Annotated in this window: 18 protein-coding genes and 4 pseudogenes; 9 read left to right on the top strand and 13 right to left on the bottom strand. The window is 68.1% G+C overall.

Annotated elements, in window-relative coordinates:
* Positions 1-37: 37 nt before the first annotated feature.
* From IH25_RS40145 to IH25_RS0132165, 4 genes and pseudogenes are all read right to left on the bottom strand, one after another.
* Positions 38-532: pseudogene (locus IH25_RS40145) on the bottom strand (AMP-binding enzyme); the annotation flags it as partial.
* An 18-nt stretch (positions 533-550) separates the two neighbouring features.
* Positions 551-640, bottom strand: a pseudogene (locus IH25_RS43315) (IS5 family transposase); the annotation flags it as partial.
* A 93-nt stretch (positions 641-733) separates the two neighbouring features.
* Positions 734-2497: a group II intron reverse transcriptase/maturase gene (ltrA, locus tag IH25_RS0132170; RefSeq protein WP_037656045.1), complete on the bottom strand. Its 1764-nt coding sequence runs from the start codon at positions 2495-2497 to the stop codon at positions 734-736.
* Between the two features lie 595 nt (positions 2498-3092).
* Positions 3093-3542: pseudogene (locus tag IH25_RS0132165) on the bottom strand (transposase); the annotation flags it as partial.
* 297 nt (positions 3543-3839) lie between these two features.
* Here IH25_RS0132165 and IH25_RS0132160 point away from each other — a divergent pair.
* On the top strand, positions 3840-4739 hold the full coding sequence (locus IH25_RS0132160; protein WP_078844530.1) for an esterase/lipase family protein: 900 nt from the start codon (positions 3840-3842) through the stop codon (positions 4737-4739).
* Between the two features lie 249 nt (positions 4740-4988).
* On the opposite strand, the gene IH25_RS0132155 is transcribed toward IH25_RS0132160, so the two are convergent.
* The 3 genes from IH25_RS0132155 to IH25_RS43040 form a co-directional block, all read right to left on the bottom strand.
* On the bottom strand, positions 4989-5243 hold the full coding sequence (locus tag IH25_RS0132155; RefSeq protein ID WP_030618790.1) for a hypothetical protein: 255 nt from the start codon (positions 5241-5243) through the stop codon (positions 4989-4991).
* A gap of 171 nt (positions 5244-5414) precedes the next feature.
* On the bottom strand, positions 5415-5669 hold the full coding sequence (locus IH25_RS43045) for a hypothetical protein (protein ID WP_342447390.1): 255 nt from the start codon (positions 5667-5669) through the stop codon (positions 5415-5417).
* Positions 5644-6138 carry a hypothetical protein gene (locus IH25_RS43040; protein ID WP_342447389.1) on the bottom strand — a complete coding sequence of 165 codons (495 nt, stop codon included), beginning with the start codon at positions 6136-6138 and terminating at the stop codon, positions 5644-5646. Before IH25_RS43040 ends, IH25_RS43045 begins: the two co-directional genes overlap by 26 nt.
* Before the next feature lie 128 nt (positions 6139-6266).
* On the opposite strand from IH25_RS43040, the gene IH25_RS42645 reads away from it, so the two are divergent.
* Positions 6267-6725 (top strand): hypothetical protein, encoded by a 459-nt coding sequence (locus IH25_RS42645; protein WP_245172947.1) that lies wholly within the window; start codon positions 6267-6269, stop codon positions 6723-6725.
* A gap of 73 nt (positions 6726-6798) precedes the next feature.
* On the opposite strand, the gene IH25_RS0132145 is transcribed toward IH25_RS42645, so the two are convergent.
* On the bottom strand, positions 6799-7101 hold the full coding sequence (locus tag IH25_RS0132145; RefSeq protein ID WP_030618788.1) for a hypothetical protein: 303 nt from the start codon (positions 7099-7101) through the stop codon (positions 6799-6801).
* Between the two features lie 129 nt (positions 7102-7230).
* Positions 7231-7695, bottom strand: a complete 465-nt coding sequence (locus IH25_RS0132140; RefSeq protein ID WP_030618785.1) for a hypothetical protein — start codon at positions 7693-7695, stop codon at positions 7231-7233.
* Positions 7696-8192: 497 nt separating this feature from the next.
* On the opposite strand from IH25_RS0132140, the gene IH25_RS0132135 reads away from it, so the two are divergent.
* The 4 genes and pseudogenes from IH25_RS0132135 (at position 8193) to IH25_RS0132110 (ending at position 11543) form a co-directional block, all read left to right on the top strand.
* Positions 8193-8642 carry a hypothetical protein gene (locus IH25_RS0132135; RefSeq protein WP_030618783.1) on the top strand — a complete coding sequence of 150 codons (450 nt, stop codon included), beginning with the start codon at positions 8193-8195 and terminating at the stop codon, positions 8640-8642.
* A gap of 982 nt (positions 8643-9624) precedes the next feature.
* Positions 9625-10170, top strand: a pseudogene (locus IH25_RS40130) (DEAD/DEAH box helicase family protein); the annotation flags it as partial.
* A 166-nt stretch (positions 10171-10336) separates the two neighbouring features.
* Positions 10337-10777, top strand: coding sequence for a hypothetical protein (locus IH25_RS42640; protein WP_245172946.1), 441 nt, complete (start codon positions 10337-10339; stop codon positions 10775-10777).
* 289 nt (positions 10778-11066) lie between these two features.
* Entirely contained in the window at positions 11067-11543 is a 477-nt protein-coding gene (locus IH25_RS0132110; RefSeq protein ID WP_037656044.1) for a hypothetical protein, read from the top strand.
* A gap of 180 nt (positions 11544-11723) precedes the next feature.
* Here IH25_RS0132110 and IH25_RS40945 read toward each other — a convergent pair whose 3' ends face one another.
* The 3 genes from IH25_RS40945 to IH25_RS0132095 are packed head-to-tail and all read right to left on the bottom strand — an operon-like array spanning position 11724 to position 13665.
* Positions 11724-12554, bottom strand: coding sequence for a hypothetical protein (locus IH25_RS40945; RefSeq protein WP_037656041.1), 831 nt, complete (start codon positions 12552-12554; stop codon positions 11724-11726).
* The gene (locus IH25_RS0132100; protein ID WP_037656038.1) at positions 12551-13441 is read right to left on the bottom strand and encodes a sigma-70 family RNA polymerase sigma factor; all 891 of its coding nucleotides are present in this window, start codon (positions 13439-13441) and stop codon (positions 12551-12553) included. Before IH25_RS0132100 ends, IH25_RS40945 begins: the two co-directional genes overlap by 4 nt.
* Positions 13438-13665, bottom strand: a complete 228-nt coding sequence (locus IH25_RS0132095) for a hypothetical protein (RefSeq protein ID WP_030618882.1) — start codon at positions 13663-13665, stop codon at positions 13438-13440. The genes IH25_RS0132100 and IH25_RS0132095 overlap by 4 nt, the downstream gene beginning before the upstream one ends.
* 1155 nt (positions 13666-14820) lie before the next feature.
* Here IH25_RS0132095 and IH25_RS0132090 point away from each other — a divergent pair.
* Together IH25_RS0132090 and IH25_RS0132085 are read left to right on the top strand one after the other, a co-directional pair.
* Complete coding sequence (locus IH25_RS0132090; RefSeq protein ID WP_245172945.1) at positions 14821-15816, top strand: NucA/NucB deoxyribonuclease domain-containing protein; 996 nt, start codon at positions 14821-14823, stop codon at positions 15814-15816.
* A 70-nt stretch (positions 15817-15886) separates the two neighbouring features.
* Entirely contained in the window at positions 15887-16483 is a 597-nt protein-coding gene (locus IH25_RS0132085; protein ID WP_245172944.1) for a hypothetical protein, read from the top strand.
* A 32-nt stretch (positions 16484-16515) separates the two neighbouring features.
* Here the strand turns inward: IH25_RS0132085 and IH25_RS0132080 are convergent, their stop codons facing one another.
* A complete protein-coding gene (locus tag IH25_RS0132080) occupies positions 16516-17196 on the bottom strand; it encodes an HNH endonuclease family protein (protein WP_030618761.1) in 681 nt (226 codons plus the stop codon).
* 622 nt (positions 17197-17818) lie between these two features.
* Here IH25_RS0132080 and IH25_RS41410 point away from each other — a divergent pair.
* Positions 17819-18460, top strand: coding sequence for a hypothetical protein (locus IH25_RS41410; RefSeq protein ID WP_157847054.1), 642 nt, complete (start codon positions 17819-17821; stop codon positions 18458-18460).
* Positions 18461-18512 lie beyond the last annotated feature (52 nt).

The following is an 18512-nucleotide window of genomic DNA, read 5'->3' as shown; positions in this document are numbered from 1 at the left end:
AAGCACAGCGCGGTGGCGAGGATGGTCCGTGCGGTCGTCACGCCGGCTGCCCCCGGCGTTCGGCGCCCAGTCGGGCATAGTGGTCGATCAGGCCGGGGGCGTCCACGGTTGCGCGGTTGACGACCTGCTCGACCGGGGCACCCTGGAGGAGGCGTTTGACGGGCACTTCGAGTTTCTTGCCGGTGCGGGTGTGCGGGATGACCGGGACTTAGATGATCTCGTCGGGGACGTGGCGGGGTGAGGCCCCGGTCCTGATCGCTTCCTTGATCTTCTCACGGAGGGTGTCGTCCAGGGTCACCCCGGCGGCGAGGACGACGAACAGGGGCATCCAGTAACCGCCGTCGGGCTCCTCCGCACCGATGACGAGGGCCTCGGTGATCTCGGGAAGGCGTTCGACCGCGTCATGGATGTCGGCGCTGCCCAGCCGTACGCCATTGCGATTCAGCGTGGAGTCGGAGCGGCCGTGGACGATCACCGAGCCGTGGGAGGTGAGGGTGATCCAGTCGCCGTGGCGCCACACGCCCGGGTAGGTCTGTTGTGAAAGCGCTGGTCACAGCCACTCGTTGATGGCTGCGACCAGCACGGTCGCTTCGTAGCGGACGGCGAGTTTGTCGTACCGGGTGGCGACGGCCCGGTGGCGGTCGGGTAGCCGGGTCACGTTGCCGTGGCCCGGCCCCCTCAGAACCGGACGTGCCTGTTTCCAGGCATCACGGCTCAAGCAAGCCCGGAGGCTTCACAGGTTCTGCTGTTTCCGGTCGCTGTCGCCTGAATGGTGCTGGCGATGGCATTCCGAGTGGACGAGCCGAAGGTTCTTGCTCTCATCGGAGCCGCCATGCCGCCGGTAGGTGAAGTGGTGTTTGTGCAACCGCTTCTTCATTGCGTCGAACCATTCGATCCACTCGCGTGGGCTGTCGGGCTCGTATTCCGCGCCGGCGATGAGCGCTTGACCGCACAGCGGACAGATTCCCTTCTGGCGGGCTGCCAGAGTAAGGCTGATCTTGTCCATCGGTGGCGGTGTGCGCGTTTGACGGCGTTGGCTCCAGTAGTTACGGAGTGCAGGGTCGTCAGGTGACGACGTACCCCTGACCAACTGGTGCCGTCTGATGTTGGTCCAGGCGAACTTGGGGAGGTGTGCGCCCGTGGCGCGGTCCCCGAAAACCCAGTTGTTCATCTTGGACCGGTTGAGCCTGCCGAAGTACTTGTTCACGATCCAATGCTTCGACTTCTTCGGGTGGGTGCGCTTGGCCCACTTGTAGGTGAGCGTCCACACGTAGCTGTCCAGTGCAGAGAACGTGCGACTGGACACCACCGTCCGGTAATACGCTGACCAGCCCCTGACGATAGGGGAAAGACGGCGTAGTACGACTGTGACGCTCTGACCCAACAGGGCCTGCATCTCGGATCTCAGTCGATTCCGGACTCTCTTGACCGCGTCCTTGCTGGGCGTGATGATCAGGCTGTCGCCATGGCGGCGAATATTGAACCCCAGGAAATCGAACCCCTCCGAAAGATGGAGGATCCGTGTCTTCTCTTCATTGAAGCGAAGTCCTCGGGGTTGCAACCATTCGACCAGGCGTGACCTGACGGTCTCCGCTTCCTCCTTGCTCGTGCAGAACACGGCGAAGTCATCGGCGTAACGCACCAGGATCGGAGTTCCTTTCGCAGCCCACATGACTTTTCCCTTGCGGGTGGCGAATCGGACTCCTGCGGCCTCCTCCATTCCGTGCAGAGCGATGTTGAGCAACAAAGGGCTGATCACTCCGCCCTGAGGGGTTCCCTCATCGGTCCGGGTGAAGCGTCCGTCGTCGACCACGCCCACCTTCAGCCACTGCCGGATCAATTCCCTGGCTGGGAATTGTCCGACGGCGTCGAGCAGGTGAGGGTGGTCGATGCGGTCGAACGCGGCAGCCAGGTCGGCGTCCAGTACCCACTGGCGCTTGGCAGCCTTGCCCTTCGCGGTGCTGAAGATCGCCTGGATGGCGTCGTGGCAGCCGCGGCCCGGCCGGAATCCGTAGGAACGTGATTCGAACCGGGCTTCCCACTCTGGCTCCAGCGCGTTTTTCACACGTGCCTGGATCACCCTGTCACGCATGACGGGGATGCCGAGTGGTCGTTGCTTTCCGTTGCTCTTCGGGATGTAGACCCGCTTGACGGGCTTGGCCCGCCAGGGTTGTGTCTGGCCGTCGATTTCAACTGCCATCCGTGCCTTCGCCTGGGGAGTGAGAGCACGTTCCCTGTCGATCCCTGCCGTCTTGCGGCCCCTGCTCTGCTGCGTCACCCGCTTCACGCTCACGAGCGTGTTGCTGCGGCTTCTTAGCATGAGCTTTTGCAGATTGCGGACCTTCTTGAGGTCCCCTTCCTGTGTTGCTTTGAAGATCCTCTGTCTCAGGCGCCGTACGTTCTCCTCGGCTCCGGCCCAGTTGATCCTGTGCCAGTCGAGATGTCCGCCCTGGGGTCCGTTCGCTATGGAAGGCCGAACAGGCTTGGATAACTCCAACTGTAAGTTCCTCCTTCGCGTCTAACTTGTCCGCCAGGTTCTGGCTGCTTTACTCGGGATACTGCAAAGGCTCACCTGGTCCACGTGGGCACCCTTTCAGGTCGGGTCACTTGGACCCGTATCCAGCGAGTTATGGCCGGAGGCGTGAAGGTCGCCTCCAGATTTCCTCTGATCTTTCGATCTACCGGCATTCGCTTCTTGGACCATCCTGTTCCCGCTGGAGAGTTGGGCCTTCCTTGCGGTTGGCTTACCGGGCCCTGGCCCGGACTCCATCGGGGTTTCCACGTTCCACACACGTCAGTTGCGACTGGGGTGGGTGCCCCCTCTATCCCGGAACCGGCGGTGTCCTCTTTCCGGTCTCAAATCTCCGGAAGTCGCCTGACGCCTCTCAGCGTCGGGTTCTGTAGCTGCTGATTGCAAACCACCAGACAGCTTCAACCTTACGAGACATCAACGGGGGTTCACGCTGTTCACCCGTCCAGCCTTTCCCTCGCCTGTTGTTCCCCGGTGGTCGGGAAACTCTTGGGCTTGAACACTCAGCTTCACACCCCGCCGTTACCGGCGACGCATGTGAGTGCGGGAACGGATACGGACACTAATCCGGGGTCAGCACATCTCTCCTTCCTTCGCGGCTTTCCCACTTAACGTGTGCGACTTCGTGTCGCACCTTGAGCCGGTTGATCCCGCACTCGACCGCGTGCCACTGCTTGTAGTCGTCCTTGTCGAACTTCGGTGGCCGCCCGCCACGCGATCCGCGCCTGAGGCGGTTGCGGGCCCGGTCCGCCGGAACCGGGATGGTGGCCTTGATCCCGCGCCTGCGCAGGTAGGAGCGGTTGTCACGGGAGTCGTACGCCTTGTCGGCCCGGACCCGGTCCGGCCGCTTGCGTGGCCTGCCGAGCCCCAGCCGGGGGACCCGGATGGCTTCCAGGACCGGCTCGAACTGCGGGGAGTCGCCTCGTTGCCCGGCCGTGATCACGACGGACAAGGGCTTTTGCCCTTGTTCGACCGCGAGGTGGATCTTGCTGGTCAGTCCGCCGCGTGAGCGGACGTGAACAGAGCCACACCGCACTCGCCGCCCACCACCTCGCCCGAAACGAACGCGAACCGCCGCCCGACACGCTTCCCACGCCTTGCACATCCACCAGGAGACCGCTCACCACCCCGGTGACCGCCACACTCGTCAGCTTCTCGCCCGCGCCGCCCGCCATGTAGCCGCCCCGGTAAACAGAGGCCGTCAGACGACGACGGCGGACCCGCGTGCAAGGTCTCCTCAAGATTTGTCCAAGACCCGTAGAGCAAGGTGGCTCCACCGTTGCAAAGCGAGCAACAGAGGGGATACACCATGCTGCCCACACTCGGAAAATGGGCCAGAACCACCGTGGCAGTGACGATCGCCGCGGTGCTGTGCGGGGCGGGAGCGTCGACGGTGAGCGCTTCGTCTTCGTCACCCACCGCCGCTCCTGCCCGCAGCGACAGCGCGGACAAGCCCGTGTACCTCATCCACGGCTATGACCCGACGATCAAGTCGAAGGGGTGCAAGAAGTGGAGCACGGCGGCCAAGGCAATGAAGTCCTGGGGGTGGAAGGGCAAGTTCGTCGGGGTCGGCTTCTACGCCATCGACCAGGGAACTGGTTGCACCGTCAACATCGCCCCGAACGGAGACGCCGACACACCAATCAGGGAGCTGGGCAAGCAGCTCGCCTGGGACATCTACAACCGCTACACGGTCAGAGGCAAGACGGTCGACCTCGTCGGCCACTCCATGGGCGGGCTCATCGCCCGTGCGGCGCTGACCGGAACCGCGCGCCATGAGGCAGGCTTCCCCTCCAAACTGTACGTGGAGGATGCCGTGACGCTGGGCACGCCCCACCGGGGAGCGATGAGCGCCTACCTCTGCCAGGAAGGCCAGCAGTGCGCGGACATGCGCGCCACCTCGTCGTTCATGGAGTGGCTCGGGCCGACTCTCCCGCAGGCGGACCAAGGGACCGACTGGACTCTCATCGCTTCCCACGCCGACCATGTGGCCACGGTCAACACGGCCTCACCCGAACTGAGCGGTGCGCAACACCTCGTGCGGTACGCGGCAACGACTGGCCTCACCCACGGCGAGCTCCGCACAACCACTGACGGGACCTACCGGATGAACTACAGCAATGACGGTAGCCCGTGGCGTCACATCAGGTACGGCGCCGCACCGATCCGCGCAGCGATGCACGGTCTGTACTGGGCCACCAAGTGGTAAGCCAGGCAAGCAGGATCTGACCGCTCGTTGTTTGTTGCAGGAAGCGTGGCCGGCAGGCAGAAGCGCTTTCCCGCCGGCCACACGTCGCTCCGGAGAAGCCAGGCCGTCGTGAACACGGGGGGCAATGAGCGACGGCTATGGGCGATGCTCATCGACCTGGCGTTCATGAGCTGTCACTCCGGCGGGTCGTTCGAATTCCTCGAGCCATCCGGCCCTGCGAGAATTCTCGCGGTGCGGACAGTGGGCCCATCACCGGTACGCCTGCGTTGTGCACGAGAGGACAGCGCGGATGGGCACATCGGGCAGCCGCTGGGCAGGCGGGCTGCCGGGGGCACCGAGGTCCTCGCGGGCGGCGTCGAGCAGGATGGTCAGGTGCTGGCCGCGGATCCGTCCGGTAACCGTCCGTCCCGCCTGGGTGAGTGCGGCGTGGTCGGTGGCGTGCGGGCCGACGCGGAGATTCCCGGCGGCGGACAGCGGGCGGGCGGGGATACGTCCGGCACTCATGGGTCTCCTCCGGTTCGGTTACCGCAACGACGCGGAAGGACCGCGGACCGTTCACCACCCGCCCCGCGCCCGGTCCGTGCACGGCCCGCCGCACCCGGGGACGGCGGGCAGGCAGCGGCTCGCAAGCACCTGCCGGCCCGACGCGGGGGCGCCCCTCGGAAGGGGTACCGGTCAGTGCTGCCAGTAGTCCCGCTCGGGGAGTTCCACCCACAGGTCGGGGGGCCCGGTGAAGGGCCGCGGGTCGGCGGGGAAGAGGCCCGCATAGGCGCAGCACTCGGCGATCGCGTGGGAGCCGTAGATGTACGCGGTGAGGACCTCCTCGGGAGGCGTACCGGTGTCCCGGCCGCCGGGGTGCAGGTCCCAGCCCTCGACGGCACCGTCGCGCACGAAGCTGCCCTGGTTACCGCTCTTGGGGTTGGCGTACATGCGAGCAGACGGTGCCGGCGGAGAGCAGGGCCTGTACGCCCGGCATCTGCGCCCCGTACCCCGAGGGCTGGGTGACGACGCAACCGCCCGGTACGGTCGTCGCCCCGACGATGCGCAGCCCGTCGTCCGTGCCGGCGCCGTACGGGTCGTCCAGCAGCCCGGCATCCGGCAACACCGCTGCCTGACGCCGTACGGCCTCCTGTGCGTCGATGCCGGCCACGCAGGCCAGTCCCGTGCCGTCGTAGTACCCGACGTCGGCCAGGGCCGCGATGCGGCGCCGGCCTTCCCGCGCCGCCGCGGACTCTGCCTGGCTGAGCCCCGGTTCACCCTCGGGCAGCGGGAACAGGTCCGGTGTGGGCCCGGCCAGGCTCAGCCGCCCCGGGGACCAGCCGGCCAGCACCGGCCGCCACGGGTCGGCTCCCGCGGCGACGAGGCCGCGTGCGATCTGAGGCCGGTGCCCGACCACCACCTCCCACAGCGCGGTCGTACCGTCCTGCAGGGCGTCGACGTCGCGCCCGGCGAGCTGGCGGTCGCGGCCCGCCTCGCCGCGCTCCTCACCCGCGCCACCGAGCCGGCCGACCCAACGGGGAGCCCGAGGTGACCCACGACCAGGAGCCGGAGGTCGTCGCGGTCTGCCACACCGCCAGCGCCATCGGCCGGCACTTCGAGGAGCTGCTCACCGACGGCACCGTCTACGCGTGGACCGAGCCGCCGTTCGGCGAGACGTACTACCCCGGCGAGGACAGCCCCGACTACAACCCGATCTGCAACTGCCCCGCTCGGGCCCGAGCAGGCCGCCGCCCGGTTGGGGGTGCGCAGGGTCGAGTTCGATCACATGGTGCGGCTCGGCTGGGTCCGCTCTCCGCAGTCGGTCGAGGTCCGCTTCGGCACCAGCCGGGCCGGGACCGTCGACGTCGCGCTCTACACCACCGCCTCCGTCGACGGGATCGTCCCGCGCACCCGGAAGTCGACTGGGAGCAGTTGCGCGCGGTGGAGAAGGGCCAGCACTCTCCGTTGGCGTCGCTGCGCCCGGAACCGGTGGCGGCATCCGCGTGATGCCTGCCTGAACGGAGGCGGCCCTCGCACCCTGGACGTCGGGTGCGAGGGCCGCCTCCTTTTGCCGCCGTGGTCAGGGTGTGTCGCCGGAGTGGTAGAAGCGGCAGCTCACCCCGGGGCCGGAAGAGCGCGGCTCGCCGGGGCGCGGGTCGTACAGGGCCCGGCCGCCGGGGCCGAACTGCCCCAGCTCGGTGGCCAGGGCGACGCCGGTATCGACCTCGTCGGCCCGCCAGCCGGTGATGTCCAGCAGCAGGCCGTCCAGCGGGCCGCCGACCAGTTCGGCGTAGGTCCGGTGCGGGAGCGGGCCGGGATCGGGATCGTCATGGTCGGCGCCGTAGACCCGGCGGCGCAGCAGCCGTTCGTCTTCACGGTCCATCCGTCAAGCCTGGCAGCCGCCGCTGACAGCCGGGGTGCGGATACGTCGCCGTCCCGCGGTCGCTGAGTCGGCCAGCCGTCCCGGAAGGCCGCCGGTTCCCGCGAGCGGGCGAGGTCTGCGGCGGCTGGCTCAGGCTTGCCCGGTCGCCGGCTCCCACAGGGGTCGGGCGTGTCCGATCCCGTCGCAGTGGAAGCACCGGCCGCCTCCCGGCGTGCTGCGGGCACCGATGGTGCCGGCCGCGTGGCGGAAGAGCCGGGTGAGGCCGGCGGCGTGGGCCTGGTGGATCGGGAGTTCCTGCCGTCTGCCGAGTGTGACCTCCAGCGCGACGCCGGGGCCGGTGAAGTGGGCGTGCATGCCGCCGGTGATCGCACGGAGCGTCTCGTTGAGTTCGTGCATCGTCTCCGCGCCGGACAGCTGCACGCGGGCCGCGAGGACGGTGTCGGTGGCTGCGGCGAAGGACAGCAGTGCGACCGGGCGGGCGAGTGACCCGACGCGGCCCACGGGGTCGGGGTGGGTGTGCTGGAGCTGGGACAGGGCGTGCCACAGGTCTCCCGGCAGGTCCTGAGGTGCGGTTTCTTCTCGGCTGCGTCTCATACGGCCCTGTGTAGGGCCCCCGGTGGGCTGTCGACGTCGGATGGGCCCGTCCGTCCCACGCGTTGGCACGAGGTCTTCGGTGCCTGTTCCGCCCGCCGGGCCGGGCCGGTGGACCGCCTGTCAGACCGTACTTTTGCGGATATCCAGGTATCCAGGGGTGTCTGAGAGAAGTAGTCGGCGTGATTTCCACCCCCTTGACTAGCGCCCTGACGTGCAGGTTTCCCCGTATCCGGGACACGCTGGGGGCAAGTTGTAGAGCAACTTGAAAGGCAAGTTGAAGGGCAAGTTGTAGAGCAACTTGTAAGGCAGGTTGTAAGGCAACCTCCGTTGCCACCCCCGATTGCCATTAGCCCTTGCAGCCCCGATTCGTCCCGTTTCGATCAAGGGGGAGAGTTCTCCCCCGTCGGCAGCCCGGACTCTGTCCACAGGGCCGCAGTTCGAGCATCGGGTTCGAGGCCGCCGCGATCAGCAGGGCGGCCCGACGATGAGGAGCCACCATGACCGAGAACACCGTCACCACGCCGCTCGCCCCGATGGAACTGGACGACGTCGCCGACGCCTTCGCCTACATCCGGGCGCTGCAGGCCGGGGACATCGACACCGCCTGCGCGGTCGCCAACGACACGGGCCCCGAGCTGCGCCGGCTCCTCCTGGACGTCGCCGCGCGCATCGTCATCCCGGTCACCGCCGTGGACGACTGCGACGGGGAGCCGTGCGCGCACTCCTTCCTGGCAGCGGCGCTCGGCCGACTGCTGCTGGAGGTCCTGTGCCACGCCGACGGCGCCTGCCTGGCCTTCGCGCCGGGCATCGCCCGGACCATCATCCGCTTCACCGAGAACATCCTCACCGAGGACCACGACGACGTCGCCGACGTCCTGCGCCAGCTGGAGGCCGCGGGGATGAAGCAGGCGATGGAGGCGGACCCGGCGCACCCCACCACCAGGTAGCCGCACCTCCAGGACGGCGGTGGTGCGGTGCGCACCGGGACCGCACCGTTGCCATCCGCACCGCTGCCGGGCACCGCACCGAGGCGCGGCGCGCTTCAGCCGGGGCGCCTTTATCACACGCCCCCTTGACCGGGGCCTGCTCGCCAGCGGAAACCGGCAATGGCAAGGGGAAACGTCGCGGTAGCGGAGCCGGTCAAGGGGGTCGCGCGCGTCCGGCCGCACCCGACGGGGGCACACCGGTGCGGCGCACCGGGGCGCGCGAGAGTGCCGGGCATCGTCGGAGTGGTGCGGTGCCCACTCGATGTTGTGCATCCGGTGGGATGCGCGGCGTCGGGTGGACTCCACTCAGTGGACGGTGCCGGCCATCGTCACCACAGCCAGGCGGTGGAGTGCCGCAACCGGGACAGAGCCCGCGCATCCCGGCGCGCGGCCGCGTTGCCGATCCGGTTCTGCCGGGGCCAGGCCGGGGCGACTGCCCGGCGGCGAGGCGGCGCCGTCCGGCGGCCTGGATCCGCCCCGGCGGTCTCCGGCTGGGGGCCGCTTCCCAACCGGCTGCCACCCCAGGGACTCATCGTGACTCGGGCTCCTTTCGTGGAGTCCCGCGTGAAGTGGCTCTGACTCTCCGTGATGCCGACTCAGAACCATGGCGCTCTCTCGGGCCCCAAGCTCCTTATCAAGTAGCTGAGGATTTGAAGGAGTTCCTTCCACATGCTCGCGCGCGCTCGATACGACCACTGCGTGATCTCGAAGAGAAGCTACGACGAGCACGGTACCTAGCCTGGGTCGCAGAGCGTGATTCCGCAGAGGACCGAACCGATGTCGTGGACGCTCACAGTCTCGTCAAGGCAGCGGCTGAGGAGCTGGCTTCGCATGGCGGTATTCCTGACATGGTATGGCCCAACCGCACCCACGATGAAAACGGGAACCTCCTCTAACCCTCAGGAATATCTCTAACCATTCACTCTGAAGAACGAGGGATCTCGTGGCGGTGCAGGAACTTCGTCCTCATCAACGTGAAGCAGTAGATTCAGTACTGCGTGCCCTCGAATTTCCCGCAAAATCCACTGTACCTACTCGAGGGCTCCGGGCTCAGGTGATCATGGCGACCGGGTCGGGCAAGAGCCTCGTGGCCGCCCGGAGCGCCGAGGAGCTGCGTGCGGGCCGTGTGCTGGTGCTCGTCCCCTCGCTGGATCTGCTCACCCAGACCGAGGCCGCGTGGCGCGAGGCCGGCCGTGCGGGTCCGATGGTCGGGGTCTCGTCCCTGCGGGGCGAGGACGTGGTCTTCCCCAACACCACGGACGTGGAGGAACTGGTCGACTGGGTGCGACCGTTCGACAAGGTCACCGTGTTCGCCACGTACGCCTCCCTCGGGCTGGGCACGCTGGAGCGCGCGCACCAGGCCGGCCTTCCGGGCTGGGACCTGATCGTGGTCGACGAGGCGCACCGGACGTCGGGCCGGATCGGGAAGCCGTGGGCGGTCGTGCACGACAACACCCGCATCCCGTCCCTGCGTCGGCTCTATATGACCGCCACGCCCCGCCTGTGGCAGCTGGACGAGGACGCTGAGGGCGCGCCGGGTGAGCTGGTCGCGTCGATGGAGGACGACCCGGACGGGCCGTTCGGCGCACGCTGCTTCACGTTGACGCTGTCCGAGGCGATCGACCGGGGGATCTGTGCGCCGTACCAGGTGGGTCGTGAGTGCCTTCGCGGTGCGCCGGCTCATCGCCTGCGGGCTGCTGACCGACCTGACGGCGAACCCGGAAGCCGTGCTGATCAACCCCGACCAGGTGGCGGCGGTCTGCGGCATCGAGGGCCTCGCGCAGCGGCTCGCCGACGAAGCGCCGCTCGGGCCGGATCAGGCCGCCGCCCGGCTGGGCGTGAGAAGGGTCGACTTCGACTACATGCGCGACCTGTTGTGGGTACGGCCGGCGGAACGGCGTGAGGTGCGTTTCGGCACGTCGCGAGCCGGGGCGGTGATGGTCCCGCTGTTCACCACGGCGTCCGTCGACGCGCTGCCCGGTGCGCACCCCGAGGTCGACTGGGAGCAGTTGCGCAACGTCGGAAAAGGCCGGCGCTCCCCGCTCGCCGCTCTGGTGAAGGCCAGGCAGCAGGAGAAGGAGGCCGCCGTGGTGTGAGCGGGCGCCACCCGTGTGGGTGATGGCAGGCGGGCGGTTCGGCGAGACGCTCAGCAGACAACGAGGGCTTGCCCAGGTGGTCCTGGGCAAGCCCTCGCACTGCCGGGAGGCTTGCCCGGGTCAGCTGCGCCAGCGTCCGAGCCAGCTGCCGGCCTTCGAGGCCTGCGCCGCCTCCGCCTCCTGGCGCTCGCGCTCGTCCTGCTCTGCCTGGCGTTGGGTCTCGATCGCCACCCGCAGCTCACGCCACCTACGACAACCGATGCACCTCCCACCAGACAAAATGAGCGACATGGTCAACGACGGGAACACCAGCTTCGTGCTGCCGCGGGGGGCGACAGGCTTCTTCTGGCCGAAGGAGGGCCCGCTCCCGAAGACCGACCTGCGGGCGTTCCGCACCGCTCTGTATGCCGCTGCCCGCAGCGCCGGAGGCAAAGTGGGCGAGGTGGAGGAACAGGCATACCCTCGGACCTTCCACACCGCATCGGTCGTCGGAGGCGCAGGCGAGAGCATCGTCCTATGTCACGCTCATCACCCCTGGATCGCCTTCGCCCACACACGTCGGAACTGGTACGGGGAGGAGTTCCTCGCACCGCCTCCGTGGGCTCATGCCTTTACCGACGCGGACTTCGTCGTCCTGAGCAGCGAGTTGCTTGCCACACCGCTTTCCGACGTGGACACCTCAGTGCTCGGGCCGGGCGAGTGGCGTGAGGTCCGCTTCTACAGCATCACGACGTTGGGCGGAGTCCTCTTCAACGCATGGGACTGACAAGCAAGCAGCTCCGTTAAACGACAAGCTCAGGGCGCCGCCCGCTCCATCACCGACCGGCTGGTGGACAAGTTCCTCACCAACCCGCCCGATTGACTCAAAGCCCTGTGGCACGCGCTACCGAAGCCCTGGGAGTAGCCGACACGCCCCCGGGAGAGTGCTCCCGGGGGCGTGTCGGCTTCAGCGGGTTGCGGCCTCGTCGACCTGGCGGTGGGTTCGCCGCTCGGCCGGGTCGGCCTCTCGCCGTCGGGCGCGGTGGGTCTGGCGGCGGGCGGGGAGGTCGCTGGGGCGGTCGGGTTGTTCGGCGGCCGCGGCCAGCCGGGTGCGGACCTGGCGGGCGAAGTCGGGCCCGGGCAGGGGAAGTTCGCTGTCGGGTTCGCGTAGGTAGCCGACGGCCACGGCGATGGGCATGTAGGTCATCAGTTCCGCGACCACGGCCGACCGGGGCCGGGACACATGGCTGGCCAGGCGTCGCAGGACACGCAGCAGTGTCGTGGTGGAGGCGCCGTCGCCGTCGCGGAGGACCGCGGGCACCCCGTCGTCGTCCCACAGGGCGGGGGTGCGCCTGCGGGGGGTGCGGGTGGTGGGTTTGGGCTGGACCTCGTTGGTCTGGGTGTGCCACCAGCGGGCGGCGTGGGTCTCGCCGAGGGCGAGGTGGTGGAGGTAGAGGCAGTAGGCGGCGGCGGGCTGTCCGGCGCCGGCGGCGTACTGCCACCAGAATCGGGCGCCGTCGTCGGTGTCGGTCAGCTGGAGCACGCAGGCCAGGACCAGTGCGCTGCGGGGCTCGGGGACCTGGTCGGTGAGGAAGGCGGCTACCGCGGTGGTCGGGGTGTGCCGGACCACCGTCTCGCACAGGGCCTTCAGGTCCGCGGCCGCTGTGTTCGCCGTTTCCTGTCCTGTGATCACCGGCCGGTTGGCGGAGCCGGCGTCCTGGGGCGGGGCTGTGTCGCGGGGCACGGTGCGGTCGGGAGCGAGCAGTGCCCTGGAGAGGATGTCCTGGAGTGTGGTCACGGGGTGGGTCCTTCGGTCGCGGGCGGCTCGATGGTCTCGGCCAGGAAGCGTTGGGCGTGGCGTTCGGTGGACCGTACGGTGGCCAGCGAGAGGCCGAGGAGGTCGGAGACGTCCTCGGGCGGGTAGCCGCACAGGTGCCGCAGCACCATGACGTCGAGCTGGGTGTCGGGCAGCCGGCTGATCGCCGCGTACAGCTCCAGGCTCTCGGCCAGCTGGGCGGCCTGGCCCTCCACGGAGGTCTCCTGGCGCAGGGCGACGGTGTCGAAGGCGGCCTCGCCCAGCACGGGCCGCTCGTCCCGGTAGTCGGCCCGGGCCTTGACCGTGGCGCGCAGCAGGTCCCAGGCGTAGCGGCGGATGTCGGGGCTGGCCAGGGCCTCGTCGAAGCTGAGCCAGAGGATGGCGAAGGCGTCCTCCACCGCCGCGTCGCGGGCGTCGCCGGCAAGGAAGGCGCCGGCGTAGGCGCGGTAGCCGTCCTGGACGGTCAGGCGCAGGGCGCCGTGCTCCAGGGGCGGGCCGGAGTGGGCGGTGGCCACGGCGGTGGCGCCCTCTGTGGACCGGTTGATCCAGTCACGGCTCTTGCCGGCGTCCAGGGCGGCCTGCTTCCACAGCCGGTACAGCGGCCAGCCGGGGATGTCGAGGACGGCGGCCAGGCGGTGGATGACCTCCCAGCGCGGGTAGTGCCCGACGCCGCGCAGCAGCTCGGACAGCTTGGACTTGGCCAGCAGGACATGGAAGCTGAGGTCGCTGAGGGTCCGGCCGCTGGCGAGGTAGCGCTCGCGGGTCGGCTCCAGCCAGGCGCGGTGCAGGGTGCCGACCGTGGGCGCGATGGGTCCCAGCTTGCGGCCGGGACGGCCTGGGGACGGCTCCCGTGCGGGGAACGAGGTCACGGGGCGCCGTCCTCCTTGTCGGGCACCGGCGCCACCTGGTGCCCGGAGGCCGGCGTGGTGCGCGGCCGGGTGCCGCGCAGGACCTGGTCGATGGTCATTCCCAGGATCGGGGCCAGCCCGGCGATGAGGGCGGCATGTCCCAGCGCGGCCATCGCCAGGCTCCAGGCGAGCACCGCCAGCACCAGCGCCAGCACCGTCGCTGCCGCTATGCGTTTCCTGCTCATGAGCGTCCTTGTGTCTTGATGTCGGTACGGCGCAGGCATCCGGAAGAGACCACGCCGGGGGAAGCCCTCCAACGGGCGGGTGCCGAACCGCCGTTGAGGGATCTTCAGAATGGACCGAGGCGCACAGATCACGCGACGTGATCACAAAATCACGGAACATTAGGGGTCGCGGACGGTCAGCCGCGACCCGGCAGATGACCAATCAGGTGCACGCAGGGCACACCGCGGGCACCCGTCGGGTGAAGTTCCCGGTTTTCCTTGCAATCCCCGACCGCACACCGTCATATGGAGACAGGACACCTTGGTGTCGGTCCTTCCCATCCGGAAGAACGGCGCGCCCCCGTGCCGAAGAAAAAAGGGGGAACGCGCCACGCGCCCCGCCCGGCCTGACCTAGAGACCGGGCGGGACAGCGCGCCCCTCAACGGGGGAAACGACCGTAACGCAGACCACTGACAACGCCCCCTCGGCAGCGCCGCACAGCCCCAGGCACTCGCACCTGCTCAACGAGCCCCCGCAGGACCGCCAGCCCTGTCGGGCGTGGTCGTCTTCGCCCGCCGGATGGTGGTGCAGCGGATGGCCGCAGTCCTCACTGGGCTCGACGGCTGGATCGCAGCCGACGAATCGGCGCCAGGCGGGCGGCGCCGGGTGAGGAAGGCACGGGCCTGTTCCGCCTGAGTGGCTGGTCCAGTAGGGGCTGAACCGCGCCAACGTGGACACCGTGCACGCCGGCGGCGGCTGGGCGGCGGCCTGGAGGACGGTGACTCGGGCGTGGGTCGGTACCCCGGTGACGGGAGCGATGCGGTCGATGCTCAGACGGGGGTTGTGTGGAGGCGCGGGTTCCTCGGCTGGAGAGAGGTTGCGGCCGCAACGGCGGGCGAGGGTCCGGTGTGGTCTTCCCAGGCCCAGACGAGGGACGGGCGTGCAGCAGTGGTCGCGTCGGCGAGGGGCGGCTCGCACGGCTCAGACTGTCTGAAAGCGTTCGTAGAGCGCCCGGATCGCCGTAATCCGGATGCATGCTCTCAAGGCGTCGTGCTTGGATGCGGTCAACGCGACCAGGAGGGGGCCCAGTTGCTGGGGTTTCCTGGCGCGTCCGTAGTCAACTCTGGGGGAATAGAGTGAAGTTAGGACGGACCATCACTGCCGGTGCGGTCGCGGTGAGCGCGCTGGCCGTCGGAGTCGGTGCACCCGCGGCGGCTGAGCAGCAGGACGCCGGCACGCTGCGCGTCACGGTCAGTCACTCGGCCAAGCAGGCCGGCACGCCGGCGGTGGCGGCACCGACCGCGAACGCCACGTGCACCATCAACCGCATCACGGTGAACCGGTACAGCGAGTGCGAGTGGATCACCATCCACGTCGACGTCGTCAAGATCGTGCGCGGGCGGCCGGTCCTCGAAGGGACCGCTGACTTCGACGTCAAGCACCAGATGACCCTGAAGGCGAAGTCCGTCAACTGGTCGGAGAAGTTCTCCATCTCCAAGGCGAAGACCACGCGGGCGGGCAAGGGTCTGCACGTCAACATCGCCGCCTCGTCCAAGAGCGGGACGAAGGCCAAGGTCCACTTCGACCAGGGCCGCACCCTGGACAGCAAGTCGAGCGGCAGCGTCGACTACACGACCAGCCCCATCCAGAAGAAGAAGATCAACGCCAAGGCGAAGACCACCTACACGTACAGGTTCACCAAGGCCGGCTACAGCCCCGGCACCGTCTCGTACGACTCTGCCGTCTACCGGTGCGACAACTACTACGGCACCAGCGGATGCGCGATCCCCGACTCTCCGACCGGCGTCTCCCTGATCAACCAGCCGATCATCGCCGACGGCATCCGCGGGCTCCGGCACCGCGGCGGCCACTACGGTGACCCCTACGGCGGCAAGCCGCTGCACTGGATGATCAACGACAAGCAGAAGAACAAGAACCGGGCCGCCGTGTGCCCGAAGAACCCGCCGGCCGGCATGAAGCGCGCGGGCCGCACCTCCTGCGACGAGTACCCCTTCGCCTCCACCTACGAGGGCGGCACCCACCTGCCGGCCAAGGAGCGCACCATCACGTGGGTGAGGAAGGCGGAGAACGACAGCCAGGGCGGGACCATCACCACCTGGCGCCGCGCGTACCACGTCATGGACCACGATCCCTTCTTCGTGATCGTCTGAACCGCCGCACCACCTTGTGCTAGACCAAAGGTGCTCCTCCCTGGCCGCCTCGGGGAGGAGCACTTCGGCTGTGAAACGGGAGCTGTTCATGCTGGTCCACGAAGCGGAGTTCACCGTCAACCTCGGCGAGAGCGGATACCTCATCGGCTTCACCGAACACGACGACTACCCCGACGAGATGCCCTACGGCTGGCGCTGCGGGCCCGCCGGCGCCTCCAGCGCCATCGTCCTGCCGACCACCGACACCGGCCCCTTGCAGCTCACCGTCCAGATCCATGACAGCCGGCCCGCCCCCGAGACGGACAGCGCCTGGGAACCCGCGGAAGAGATCAGCCTGCTGGCCGAGACCGACCGTGTGCACCTCGCCACGGTCGACCCAGGCGACATCATGGACGCATGGCCGGAAGAAGAACCGCCCCTGCGTGTACACCCCGCTCCCGGCCCCGACCGCTGGATACGGATGCGTCTGTACTGCCACGCTGACGACCCCGAACCCGGCATCGGCGACCACGGCGAACGGCACCTCATCCAGCTCTGGCCCGCACCGGCCACACCACCCGTCCACCCCACGATCGGTGAGGAAGACCTCCAGGAGCGCGCCGAGTACACCGCGAACCGGTCCGGCCTCCTCACGGACTACACCACCGACCTGCCGGTGCAGGACTGACCACCCGGTGCCTGGGGCCGCAACGGCCGGCCCTACCGGGCGAGGGTGACGCTGATCGGCACGTTCGGGCAGTGGCTGAGGACCTGGGACAGGGCGGCTTCCTCGCCGGAGTCGATGCTCAAGCCCCAGCGCGTCTTGTCAGCGACCCAGTCGGTGACGTACTGGCAGCGGTAGCCGGTGGCCGGCGGCAGCCACGTCGCCGGGTCCTGGTCCGCCTTCGACCGGTTCGACGCGGCCGACACCGCGATCAGTGCCCGCTCGTCGCCCAAATCGTTGGCGTAGGACTGCCGCTCCGCCGACGACCAGGCGGAGGCGCCGGAGTCCCAGGCCTCGGCGAGCGGGACCAAGTGGTCGATGTCCAGGCCGCTGGGTCCGGTGATGTAACGGTCGTCATACGGCGAATACCACCGGCCGCCACTCAACCGGCAGCTCGCGCCTTGCTCGGGCGCGGTGACTGCCTCGGCCTTCAGCACCTCGGCACGCGTGTTGCAGCCGTCCTTGTCCGCGTCAACCCAGTGCTTGAACTTGGTGCGCTCATACCCGCTGCGGTCCTCATCGCGGATAGGCAACTCGGCCAGGGCGTCACGCACCGGCAAGGTGACGGACCGACTGGCAGCGCGCCCGGCGGTGTCGGTGGTCGGGGCGGCATGGGCGGCGGGGGCGAGCAGGGCCGCAAGGGTCGCGGCGAGGGCGGCGGTCCGGGCGAAGCGCACGACGAAGTCCTTTCGGAGATCACTGGTCGTGCTCTTCGTAGCGAGGACTCCGTACGACACGCCCGGAAAACGGTGGGGTCTACCCGATCAGGGGATGCGAGCGATGGCCTGTGCGTGCATCGAGCGGGGCCTTGGCCCGGGCAGATCGTGGAGGTGGCGGCGTTCGGAAGGTGGGGCCGGTTGGTCAATGCGGTCGTGCCGAGGGGCCCCTTCGGCCCGTTCAGTCGCCAGCGTGCCGATCGCGGTGCCCAGGCCTATCGGCTCGCGTCCGTCCCGGCGCACCACCGTGGTAGGACACCTGCTCCATCGGGACCCGAAACGCGATCCGGCAGGTCGAGACCGGACTTCTCCCCGCCGTTCATGCCGGCCTCCACGCGGTGCGGCCGAGACCGAGGCTATGCAGTATCCCGTACAAGAGGACGCGGCCAGCGAATAGCCCCGCGAACGGTGCCGGAACTGCTGCTGGTCAGGCCAGTAGGCCAGCACGGCATCGGTTTCCTCACTGAGGAAGACGGCGCAGGCTCCCAGCCTGCCGCCGCGTTCGCCGATCCAGCCCGCTCCAGGGCATATTCGGTCACATAGGTTCACGCAACCTCCGAGCCAACCATGCGATAATCACTCCATGATCGATCCATCCAGCATCGAGCTGAGCAACTTCCTCACAACTTGGTACGGACCGCCGAACCGCCAGGTAGTGACTATGCCAGAGCAGTACAAAAATTTGCCATCACCGCTGCACAATTGGCATGCACTAGCAGCGAGATGGACCGTACCTCTGGTAAGGAACAAGAAGCTTCTACCACCCGAGGAGATGATCACCAAGAATGGTAAAATCATTTTCATGGCCGACCCCGGTGACGCAATTTGGGGATTTGACCCGGAAAATCCGTCGACCGTATACGAGGGGCGGCTTTACGGAGACTGGGTACGACTTCGGGAGACCCTCACAGACTTCCTGATCCACAACGCTGTGAACGAAGCAGCATATAACGCACCTTATGCGAAATCATGCGAATGCGTGAATGATGACCATCTCACCCAGATTCTCGCACCGATGACAGAGGTGGCTTTCGAGGGTTGGCACTGGCCACGAACAGGGCACCGCATATTTGCAAGTGAATCACTAATCGCAGACGTTGGCCCGGCGATGGAGGATGTGGAGCCCTGGGGAAATAAGCCAGGCTTCAGTGAGGTCCAGATAGGCGCCATCACCGCCTCGTCCCTGGAGTACCTTACCAACATCCCCGGGATTGAGTGGTACTAAGCGCAGCAGAAGCAAAGAATCGTGCCCCGGCGCCCTCTCCACCAATCCCTAA

Origin of the sequence: Streptomyces achromogenes subsp. achromogenes, from assembly GCF_000720835.1 — a bacterium.
GTDB classification, from domain to species: domain Bacteria; phylum Actinomycetota; class Actinomycetes; order Streptomycetales; family Streptomycetaceae; genus Streptomyces; species Streptomyces achromogenes.
This window is presented reverse-complemented; position numbering and strand designations above follow the sequence as displayed.